Source organism: Paracidovorax cattleyae (genome assembly GCF_900104515.1).
Taxonomy (GTDB): Bacteria; Pseudomonadota; Gammaproteobacteria; order Burkholderiales; family Burkholderiaceae_C; genus Paracidovorax; species Paracidovorax cattleyae.
This window is the reverse complement of record NZ_FNJL01000053.1, coordinates 6,459-17,170: the sequence shown is the minus strand read 5'-3', so window position 1 is coordinate 17,170 and position 10,712 is coordinate 6,459. Positions and strand designations below refer to the sequence as shown.

The 10,712-nt window shown below is 68.3% G+C and carries 9 protein-coding genes; 2 read left to right on the top strand and 7 right to left on the bottom strand.

Features of this window, described 5'->3' with window-relative positions; genetic code table 11:
- Positions 1-200, top strand: a 200-nt coding sequence (locus tag BLR05_RS26885) for a hypothetical protein (protein WP_208606067.1), incomplete at its 5' end; no start/stop codon positions are given.
- Between the two features lie 70 nt (positions 201-270).
- Here BLR05_RS26885 and cas2 read toward each other — a convergent pair.
- Genes cas2 through BLR05_RS24595 form a run of 7 tightly spaced genes read right to left on the bottom strand, consistent with a single transcriptional unit; the run spans position 271 to position 8,182 of the window.
- Entirely contained in the window at positions 271-561 is a 291-nt protein-coding gene (gene cas2 / locus BLR05_RS24625) for a CRISPR-associated endonuclease Cas2 (protein WP_013596241.1), read from the bottom strand.
- 52 nt (positions 562-613) lie between these two features.
- The gene (gene cas1c / locus BLR05_RS24620; RefSeq protein ID WP_092840241.1) at positions 614-1,654 is read right to left on the bottom strand and encodes a type I-C CRISPR-associated endonuclease Cas1c; all 1,041 of its coding nucleotides are present in this window, start codon (positions 1,652-1,654) and stop codon (positions 614-616) included.
- Entirely contained in the window at positions 1,639-2,331 is a 693-nt protein-coding gene (gene cas4, locus BLR05_RS24615) for a CRISPR-associated protein Cas4 (protein ID WP_092840238.1), read from the bottom strand. The genes cas1c and cas4 overlap by 16 nt, the downstream gene beginning before the upstream one ends.
- A gap of 42 nt (positions 2,332-2,373) precedes the next feature.
- Positions 2,374-3,267, bottom strand: coding sequence for a type I-C CRISPR-associated protein Cas7/Csd2 (gene cas7c, locus BLR05_RS24610; protein WP_092840235.1), 894 nt, complete (start codon positions 3,265-3,267; stop codon positions 2,374-2,376).
- Positions 3,264-5,096 (bottom strand): type I-C CRISPR-associated protein Cas8c/Csd1, encoded by a 1,833-nt coding sequence (gene cas8c / locus BLR05_RS24605; RefSeq protein WP_092840232.1) that lies wholly within the window; start codon positions 5,094-5,096, stop codon positions 3,264-3,266. The genes cas7c and cas8c overlap by 4 nt, the downstream gene beginning before the upstream one ends.
- Positions 5,093-5,767: a type I-C CRISPR-associated protein Cas5c gene (gene cas5c / locus BLR05_RS24600; RefSeq protein ID WP_092840230.1), complete on the bottom strand. Its 675-nt coding sequence runs from the start codon at positions 5,765-5,767 to the stop codon at positions 5,093-5,095. Before cas5c ends, cas8c begins: the two co-directional genes overlap by 4 nt.
- A 51-nt stretch (positions 5,768-5,818) precedes the next feature.
- On the bottom strand, positions 5,819-8,182 hold the full coding sequence (locus tag BLR05_RS24595; protein ID WP_244160178.1) for a CRISPR-associated endonuclease Cas3'': 2,364 nt from the start codon (positions 8,180-8,182) through the stop codon (positions 5,819-5,821).
- A gap of 395 nt (positions 8,183-8,577) precedes the next feature.
- On the opposite strand from BLR05_RS24595, the gene BLR05_RS24590 reads away from it, so the two are divergent.
- A partial coding sequence (locus tag BLR05_RS24590; protein WP_143016012.1) for a DUF6531 domain-containing protein occupies positions 8,578-10,712 on the top strand: 2,135 nt, incomplete at its 3' end.

The following is a 10,712-nucleotide window of genomic DNA, read 5'->3' as shown; positions in this document are numbered from 1 at the left end:
CCACTTTTCCGCCAACGCGCGCGAACCTGCCCAAAGAGCAGGGCTTTCGCCTGGCAAAGCCGCTCACGGTCCAACAATCCCTTTGCACATCAATCACTTGCCACGCTGCGAACTTCCCCTGGGCGCAGGCAGTCGCTTCCGGTTCGCGCTGGATGGTTGAAAGAATGAGAGGAGAGGGAACGAGAGGCGCGAAACAATGACCAGCCGCGACGGCGGCCGCGCCACTCCCGGCCTGGCGCATGGCTGGCGACCTCTTGGGCCAGCCTCCCGCTACAGCACCAGCGGCCCGTTCAAATCCAGTACCGGCTTGGCGCCCACGTGTTCCACCTTGCGCTGCCAATCATTGCCCAGGTAGTAGAACCGCAGGCTGTCCTGGGCAGGGTCGATGGTCTGCTGCAGCCGGGCCTTCAGCGCGGTCCACTGGGCGGCATCCACTTCGATCTCGAACACCGAGAACTGCACGCGCTGGCCAAAATCCAGGCAGGCCTTGGCGATGTGGCGCAGCCGGCGGGCGCCGGCTTTGTCCTGCGAGCGGACATCGTAGCTGACGAGGACCATCATGGTGGCGGGTGTCCTGTTGGCGCGTGGTGGCGGGCTGCGGGGCGCATGCTTGTCATTTCCACAGGAAGGGCGGATAGGCGTCGAGGTCGCCGCGCAGGTGCCGGGCCAGCAACTGGGCCTGGATGAACGGAAACAGGCCGATGGCCGCCTTTTCTTCAAGGAAAACGTGGCGCAGTTCTTCGCGCTTGCGCTCCTGGTAGGCCGTGAGCACGGTCTTGCGCGATTCCTCGCGCAGCAACACGGCGCCGTTGTCCAGGGTCTGGAAGTCGCGCTCGCCGATCTGCCGCAGGTTGATGAGCGACACGGCCAGGCGGTCGGCCATCAGGGGGCGGAACTCTTCCAGCAGGTCCAGCGCCAGGCTGGGCCGGCCGGGGCGGTCGCGGTGCAGGAAGCCGACGGCGGGGTCCAGCCCCACGCTTTCCAGCGCGGAGCGGCAGTCGTGGGTGACCAGGGTGTACAGGAATGACAGCAGCGCGTTGACGGCATCCATCGGCGGCCTGCGGCTGCGGCCCGTGAAACGCATGGCTGGCTCCTGCACGCGCACCAGGTGGTCGAACACCCCGAAATACGACTGCGCCGCTTCGCCTTCGTAGCCGCGCAGCAGGTCCACCGATTGCTCGGGCGACAGCTGCCGTGCGATGCGTTCCAGGCGGGTGTGGGCGTGCTGCAGCGCTGCCTCATGTTCACTTGCCAGCTTGCCGCCGTGGTCGCGCAGCGCCCGCCCCAGCACGGCGCGCTGGTTGTGCAGCTTGCCCTGCAGCAGGTTGCAGACGATGGCGGAGCACCGGGTCGGGTCGTCGCTGGCGCGGTACTGCTGCCGGCGCAGCAGCACGTTGCCGGAGATGGGGCCTTCCACGCGGGCCAGGAACTTGCCGTTCGGCGTCAGAAAGCAGGTGGTGATGCCTTGCTCCGCGCAATAGCCCAGAAGCGGCGGCGACACCAGCACGCGGCCGAAGCACACCAGGCTTTCCAGCATGTGGACGGGCAGGCGTGCGCGCACCTGCTGCTCCACCTCCATCACGATGTTGGCGCCGTCCTTGTGCAGCCATGCGCCTTCGGTGGTGACGTAGAGCGTGTTCAGTTGCCGCCGCATGCTTCGGCCTCCCCGCTGTCTTCATTGCCGTTGTCGTTGTCATCCTTGCGCTCGGCCTTCAACTGTCGCGCCAGCCAGGCATTGACGCTGGTGCGGCGCTGCAGCAGCCTGGGGCTGCACAGCTCGATGAGCGAGCAGGCGTCGCAGCGCCTGGGGCTGTAGTCGGCCGTCGGGGTGACGCCGGCATCGAGCATGGCCCGCGTGGCCGCGATGGTGTCCCGCGTCAGGCGGCGCAGTTCGGCGTCGAAGGCCACGTCGGTGCGGCGGCGGGTGGCGCCGTAGAACAGCGCGCCGTGCGGCACAGCCTGGTCCAGCATGTCCTCCAGGCACAGGGCCTGGGCGCACAGCTGCACCTCGTCGGCCCGGTGGGCCTTGGGCCGGCCACGCTTGTATTCGACGGGAAACGCCTGCTCGCCATCGGGCGCCTCGTGGAACTCCACCACGTCGGCAATGCCGCTGATGCGCAGGCCCGCATGTGCCAGGGGCAGGGCGGTGGCGGTGCGCACGCCGCGGCGGCGTTCGCCGCGCGGCTTGTCCGCCTGTTCGTGCAGCAGCCGGCCTTCCGCGGTGTGGCGGCTTTCTGCCCAGAGCTGTTCGACATGGATCAGCGCGCACTGGCGCGGGCAGTACAGGTAGTGCTGCAGGGCGGACAGCGGGATGAATTCGTCCGATTCCATCGTGGCCGCTGCTGCCTCCGCCTCTGCCGCCGCCCTGTGGCCTCAGATCAGATCGCGGACCGTGACGCCCTGGGGCACGGCGGCATGGTCCACCTCCACCCGGTAATCCGCAAAACGCCGTGGAGCCACGTCGGCATCGGGCTGGGCGGGTATGACCGTCACCGCATCGAACAGCACGTGCGCCGGGGCGTTGCCCATGGCGCTCTCGTGTTCGAAGACGATGAGCTTGCGCGCCGCCATCTCGCCACGCGCGGCGGAGCGGTCGTGCTCGAACATGTTGGCAAGGGCGCGCCAGAACAGCTCCAGGTCGGCGTCGGAAAACCCCGTGCGCTCGGCCAGCTTGGCGGAGACGAAGCCGTGTGCGCGGTAGAGACCGTAGGGAATGATGTGCTTGCGGCCCATGGTGCGGTTGTCTCCGCTCTGCGCCTCGGCCTCTTTCTCGGTGGTGACGGCCATGCGGGTGATGGAGATTTCCAGCGGCACCACGGGATCGATGGAGGTGGCGAAGGCCATCTGCACGGGGCCGCGCACCTGGCCGGCGTTCACGCCCGTGGTCATCACGGCGCCGAAGGTGCGGACGTCGAAGAAGTTGGCGCACATCCAGGCCGTGATCTCGCGGGCCTTGGCTTCGTCCTTGGGCAGTTTCTTGAACTGTTCCTTGGCGTCGGGCGGGATGCGGAGCGCTTCCCAGGCCTTCTGGTGCTGCTGGTTCAGCACGGCTTTTTCCTGCATGTAGATCGCGTGGCCGGGCGTGTCCTCCTTGTCCAGGGTCACGAAGTTGCGGATCTTGCGCTTGAGGCACACATCGGTCACCAGCCCGCGGTTGGTTTCCGGGTCCAGGCGCGGCAGGTTGCCGGCATCCGGGTCGCCGTTGGGATTGCCGTTGGTGATGTCGAACAGATAGACGAACTCGTAGCGGTGGGCGATGGCGGTCATGCGGGGGCTCCCTCGGTGGTGTCTGTGTTGGAATCGTGGTCGTTGCTGTCCTGTGCGGCGCTGCCGTCGCCCTTCACGAACCGGGTTTGCGACTGGTGGTAGTAGCCTATGGCGAAGCGGCCCTGGTCTTCGATGCGCAGGCTGCGGGGGAAATGCTCCGGCAGTCCATCGACGATCTCGCGGATGTCCTTTTCCAGGTTGACGGCCAGGCCCGGCTTCTCCTTGCGCAGCTTGCCCAGGTGGTTCTGCGTGTTGCGCAGCAGCACGGGGAACACGGACGCAGGCGTGGCCGATGCGGCGCCGTAGTAGCGGTCGCGGATGGTGGCGTTGACCTGGCCGCCGAGCGCGCTGCGCTGCACGGCTTCCAGCACGGCGAACAGGCGGCCCAGCCGGTAGCCCGGATGGGTGGATTGCTTGTCGAGACTCACGGGAACCTCCTCCTTGTGGATATGAACGTTGATGCCCAGCCGCCTCTCCCGGGCCAGGATGCCTTTGCAGATCGCCGCGCGCAGGCCCGAGAGATTGCCGTCGCTCCGGATGCGCATGAGGGTGTTGGCCAGCAGGCTGCGCGGGTAGGGGCGGCCGTTTAGCACGGAGCGCATGAATTCGCCCAACAGGTTGTTGAAAGCGTCGTCCATCTTGGGCATGGCGCCTTCGCGGTTGGGCACCGTCGCCAGCACGACGCGGCGGGCGGCCGGGGCGGTCTTCCAGGGCACGGGCTCCAGGCGGAAGTCCTGCGCGTGCTGCGCCAGCCGGTGGGCGAAAACGCCCAGTGTGCCGGTCTCCCAGAAGCGGATCGAAATGCGCGAGGCGTTGGGTGCCAGGCCCAGCACGAACATGCGCGTGCCGTCGTGCAGTTTCGGGTCCAGCTCGCTCAAGGGGCGGCCCTTGGCGACATGCGCGAGCACGTCACGCACGCGGGCCGCTTCCTGCGAGTCGTCGGGGGGCGTGTTGAGCAGCGACTCGAACGTCCACTCGGCGGCCTGGGCTACCTGGGTGTCGTCGGTTTCGGCCCAGAACACCACGCTGGTATCGCCAATCTGGATGCGCTGGCGGTTGTGCTCGCTGCGCCGGAGCAGGTGGTTGAGCACCGTGGTGTAGGCGAAGGCGGCCTGCTCGGAGATGGGGGCGTTCTCTCCCTGGCTCTTGCCGTAGGAGGTGAACGACTCCAGGTTGAACGACACGATGGAAGCGCCCGAGCTCTGCGCGCCGTTCACGCCCTTGATGGCGGGGTGCAGCCGGGCGACGGGCATGCGCTCGCCGGTCACCAGGCAATCCGCCAGCGCAGGAGTGCCGCCGTCGCTGCCTGCCAGCAGTCGGGTCCGCACGGCCTGCGCGGCGGGACGCTCGTGCAGGTGGGATTTCTCGCCATCCAGCCGAAAGACGACGTTCGCGTCCAGCATGTCTTCCTTGAAGGGCACTGCGGCGAACCGCTCGGGGTTCCAGGACGAAAGAAAAGCGAGGAAGGCTTTGAGGCCCGCGTCGTCGATACCCGCCAAATTTTCTTGATGCAATTCCTTGAATTTGGCGTGTTCCTGGTCCGCCCGCTTGCTCGTCGCGCTGGCACCCAGCACGTAGCTGGTCTTGTCCCAGAGAAAGTTGGATTTGACGCCCGCCGTGCGCTTCTCGGGTTGCGGCACGTTCATCATGCGGGGCATGGGCTTCTTGCCCGAGGTGTCGCGGATGTCGTTCACGTCCACCACGCGGCCATCGGGCGCCAACAGGATCTCGTAGCTGATCTTTTCAGGGCTGTAGCCAAAAGGGGAGAGCCCTTCTTCGCCGCGTGCCAGCAGGTGTTGGTAGTAGGTGGCCAGTGCCTGCAGGATCATGACTTCACCCCCTCGCTCTGCCAGGGCGGCACCTCGATCACGCCACCCACCATCTGCGCGCGGAAGAAGCGCGGCGCCATGCCGCGCTCGAAGTCGATGTCGTGCAGCGTCCAGCCCAGGTCGCGCGGCGCCAGCAGGCTGTCATGCACGGGAGGGATCGAGGCGCCATCCTCCAGCAGTTCGAAGCTGGCCGGAAACTCCCGCACGCCCATGCAGGGCTGCTGGAAGCATTGCCCCTTGCGCGCGCGGCGGTTGAAGATGTCCAGGTGCTTGCCCACCGAGTCGTCGGGCCCGGCCTTGGGTGTCAGGTCGAAGTGCGCTTCAATCACGTAGGCCACATCGCGCAGGATGGTCGCGGCGCGCTGCTGCCGGTCTTCATCGACGTAGTTCGCCAGGCCGTCAGGCGTGCCGGCCTTCATGGCCTTGGTCACGCTGGCCGGCGAGATCTTGCCGCCCACTTCGTTGCGCCGTATGGACTCGAAGCGGATCGGGTTGAGCACGTGGATGCGGTCGATGGACCAGCGGATGGCAGGCTTCCAATGAATCGCTTCGAGGATGCCGCGAGCGGCAGATGGTGTAACGGTGTCGTAAGAGACCCTCTCCACCTTCATTTCCGGGCGCGTGAAACAGGCGCGCTCGCCCCAGATGCGTAATCTCACTCCATAGGCCATGGCCCCTCCCTGTATTCGCTTGTGTTCATCATCTTCTGCCCCACGGCAGACTCACCAGTGGAGACGTTCGCTGCGGATGAAGGTGGGATCTTCCCAATGCAGTCCGAAGCGCTGGCTGTAGATGTCCGGATGCACCAGCGCCATGAACTGCTCTCCCCACTTGTCCGGCCGTACCGGCGCGATGGCCCCGGCCTGGTACAGTGCATCGAACCCCTGCCGCGGCAACTGCACCAGATACGGCTGCAGCTTGCGCGCCAGCCCCACGCTGCCTTCGGCAAACCGCAGTTGCTCCAGCGTTTCCCTGGCCGTGTCGTCATACGGCACGATCACCGGCATCTGCCCGCTGTCGATCATGCGGAACCGCGTCGCCAGGGTTTCCATCGGCAGGCTGTCCGGGCGGCGGGTCTTGAGCAGGCCCATGAGGTCGGGCACGTCGAGCTGGTCGCCGCCCTTTTGCCAGTACAGCAGCGCGAAATAGCGGGCGATGGCTTCGGGGGATAGCGGGTCGTCCGCGCACTGGCGCAGCACCTCGCGGGCGGCCTGGGCGTACTGCTTCAATTCGGGGGGCGGCGCCCAGTCCTCGTTGGCGGGGGCGAACACCAGCACCTCGCTGGCATCGATGGGCCTGCCGCCCTCGCGGTTGCAACGGCCCGCTGCCTGGGCGATGGAATCCAGGCCTGCTTCGGCGCGCAGCACCGTGGGGAAGTCCACATCCACGCCGGCCTCGATAAGGCTGGTGCTGACGACGCGGCAGGGCTGCCCGGCCTTCAGCATCTGCCGCACTTCGTTCAGCACCTCGCTGCGGTGCTTTGCGCACATCAGCGTGGTCAGGTGCCGCGCGCCGGGCAGGTCGGCCATGGCCTCGTACACGGCCCGCGCGTGGCGGCGGTTGTTGACGATGCACAGCACCTGCTCGCGCACCCGCATGTGGGCGGCCAGGGCCGCGTCGTCCAGCGTGCCCACGTGGCGCACGCGCACCCGCTCCAGTTGCTGGAAGAGCCGCGTGGGCTCGGGCGCCAGCTCGCGCACGCCCGTCAGCCCGCCGTCGAACGCGGGCGCCTCCAGCACGGGCTGCGTGGCGGTGCAGAGCACGACGCTGGTGCGGTAGTTGCGCGCCAGTTCGTCGATGGTGGCGACGCAGGGCTTGAGCAGCTTGAGCGGCATGGTCTGCGCCTCGTCCAGCACTACCACGCTGCCGGCGATGCGGTGCAGCTTGCGGCATTGCGAGGGCCGCGCAGCGAAGAGGCTTTCGAAGAACTGCACGGCCGTGGTGACGATGATGGGTGCGTCCCAGTTCTCCATGGCCAGGCGCAGTTTCTCGACCGACTGGTATTTCTCCGGGTCGCCGCGCGGTGGCTGGCGCTCGGTGAAGGCGCTGTGGTGTTCCAGCACGGCGGCATCGCCCAGCGGGCCCAGGGCCTTGCGGAACACAGCGGCGTTTTGCTCGACGATGCTGGTGAACGGAATCACGAAGATCACGCGCCGCAGCCCGTGGCGGATGGCGTGGTCCAGCGCGAAAGCCAGCGAGGCCAGGGTCTTGCCGCCGCCCGTGGGCACGGTCAGCGAGAAGAGGCCCGGGGTGCATTCCGCGCGCTCGCGAACCTGGCGCAGGATGTCCGCCCGCAGGCGGTTGACCTCGCGGGCCGGATCGCATTCCGCCGTGAGCGTGCGCAGATGGGCGTCGAGCTGGGCGCGCAATGCCGGCAGGGCCGGCCAGGCCGGGCCGGCGGAACGGTGGTCCGCACCACCCCTGGCCTGCAGGTAGAAGCGCTCGGTGTCGATGAAGTCGGCGTCCACCAGGCAGGAAAACAGCATGCGCGCCAGGAACGCCATCTGGAAGGGTTGCCGCGCCAGGGCCTGCTGCCGGTCCTGGCCGTAGAGCTTGAGGCCGGCGGGCAGCGCCAGCCGGGCGGGCAGGGGAATGTCCTTCTCCCAGGCGGGGTGCAGCGCGGGCAGGTCGGTGGCGGTGAGCCGGTCCGCCAGCGCCGTGCGCTCCCCCTCGCCCTGGCCGTTGGCCAGCCCCGCATGGTGGCCCGCGATGCCATAGGCCATCAGTTGCCCCATCACGCCCAGGCGCTGCTGGGCGATGCGCGCGCCCCAGGTGGAGTGGTCCACGCGCAAGGGGCTGCCGCGCAGCCGGGCCTGGAAGGGCAGGGTGTATTTGCCCAGGTCATGCAGCCAGCCCATGACCTGGGCCAGCTCCTGTGCGTTGAACACGGCGGCGAACTCGCCCGCCATGCGGCCCACGGCGTGCAGGTGCTCGGGCAGCGTCTGCCAGCGGCTTTCCGGCTGGCCTTCGACGGAGTGGGCGTGGAACGCGGGGGTGGTGGATGGCGCACCCGGCGGGGTGTGGGGCGGTGCGGCGTCGTCGGCAGGAGCGGACGCGTGGCCGCTCCCCTGCGTATCGTCTTTCAACAGGAATTCCCTCTCAATGGCTTGTCGGGGCTCCGTTCTGCCCCGGCCATGCCGGGTGCGGGGCTCCCGCGGCCATTGTGCGCAACCGTTGAGCCCCTGTCATCCGCAGCCTGTGCTACCGCGGGAATTCCCTGACCCAGGTCATGCCGGCCTGCCTGGCTCGCCGGTGGAAGGTGCTGCGGCAACCTTTTATGGCACCCATAACGTTGCGTCCATGCCGTCTCTTCGCCACAGGGGAACGGCAGACAACACGGCATGTGCCAACGCACCGGCGGATGAAGGGAGGGGCGGATGCAAATGTTTTGCCGCCTATGATTCCGGCCGTTTCAATGTAACTACAAAGCAACTTTCGAGGTTGTGGGGCAGTGAGAAAGACAGGCGAGGGAAGCAGGAACATGAGCGGCAAACCCGCGGCCCGGCAGGGCGACATGACGCAAAAGGGAGGCCCGATCGTCCAGGGCTCGGCGACGGTGCTGATCGGCTCGGCGGGTGGCGTGGCCTGCTCGGTGTGCCCCGGGGGCATGGCGGTGGGCAACCCGGTGAACCCATCGCTGGGCGCAAAGGTGCTGACGGGGACCGATGAGCTGGACTTCGCGCTGCCGGGGCCGCTGCCGCTGGCGTGGCAGCGGGTGTACAGCAGTTACGTGAATGCGAAGCATGGTGCGGCATGCGGGTTGCTGGGGTATGGGTGGAAGCTGCCGCTGGAGCTGCGGCTGCGGCTGCAATCGGATCGGGTGGTGCTCTTCGATGCATCCGGGCGGGCGATCACCTTTGAAGAGGCGCTGCTGCCAGGGCAGGCGCTCTATAGCAGCAGCGAAGACCTGTGGCTGTTGCGGGGCGGCGGCATCGCTGCTGCGAACGCTGTAGCCACGGCTGCCGCATCCATCCCGGAGGCATCCACCTCCACCGTCCCATCCTCCACTCCGGCCGAACTGCTGCCCTGGGCACAGCAACCGCGCTGGTCGCACGTGCCGGCGGTGCTGCGTGCGGACCCGGGCTGCGTCATCTCCGTGCCGGGCGCAGGCGGTGCAGGCGCACCGGCCTGGGTGTTCCTGCCGGCAGGCGTATCGGGCGACCACGTCCTGCATGCGGTGATCGACCGCTTCGGCCGCAGCCAGCGCTACCAGTGGAGCGCGGAAGGCGAACAGCAGGGCCGCGTGCAAGGCATCACCGATGGCAGCGGGCGCCGCTATGCGCTGCGCTACGAGCGCATTGACCAGGATGCCGGACCAGCACAGACAAGTGCCCATCCCTTGCTGCAACCCGACGACGGTGTGCGGCTGGTGGGCGTGGACTGCACGTTCAACCCGCTCGACCCTGCGGTGGTACCCGGCGCCGCCCCGCGCCCTCAGCCGCTCGTGGGCTACCGTTACGACAGCGCAGGCAACCTTGCGGAGGTGCTGGGCGCAGATGGCACGGTGCTGCGCCGCTTCGGCTACGACGCACTGCACCGCATGACGGAGCACCAGGTGCGCCAGGGTCCCAGGCACCGGTACGTCTATGAAGACCAGACGGCGCAGGGCCGCCGCCAGGGGTCGGGGGCGCGCCCGGGCGCACGCGTGGCCGAGCAGCACAACGAGGAGGGGCTGTCGTACTTCTTCGAGTACAGCGAAGCGCCTGCCCGCGTCGGTGAGGGTCCGGCGGGCCCGGCGCGCAGCAGCACGGTAGTGCGCGACAGCCTGGGCCGCAGCACGGCCTACCACTTCGAAGGCGAAGGCGGACTCAAGCGCCTGGTGCGCCTCGTGGCCCCGGACGGGGCCGAGCAAAGCTACCGCCATGACAGCGCAGGCCGCAGGTTGTCGGCCACCGATGCGCTGGGCCGCACCACGTGGTGGCGCTACGACGGCGCAGGCCGGCTGCTGGGCGTGCAGGGCCCTGATGGCCGCAGCACCCAGCAGCCCTGGGGCGCGGCGGGCAGCGCGCAGGACGGGCTGCTGCTGGCCAGCCAGGACGCTGCAGGGCTGCGCACGGAGTTCCGCTACGACACCTGGGGGCGGCTGGTGGAGGTGGCGAAGGGTCCGGCCGGAAGCGGGCATGGATCCACTGACAACCAAGTCCTCATCACACGGTTCGAATACGAGCAACCGCAAGAGGACGGCACCGGCACTGTAGCCTTCCCGCCCCACGCGCTCGCCTGGTGCGACCAGCCCGTGACGATGATCGACGCCCGGGGCGGGCGCAGCCTCTACGCGTACAACGCCTGCGGCCAGCTCGCGCGGCACACGGACTGCTCCGGCCGCAGCCAGTCCTGGCGCCACGGCGCCTGGGGCGAGGTGGTGGAGGCCACGGATGCGCTGGGCCAGCGCAGCCAACTGCGCCACGCGATGCAGCAAGGCGCGCTACGGCTGGTGGGCGTGCAGCAGCCGGGCAACACGGCGGTGCGCTACCGCTGGTCGGCCGCCGGCACGCTGGAGGCGACCACCTACGGCACACACGACGTGCTGGAAGGCACGGGCGAGCCCGCAGGCACCAGCACCACGGTGGCCTACCGGCACGACCTCTGGGGCCGGGTGGTGGAGCAGGTGCAGGC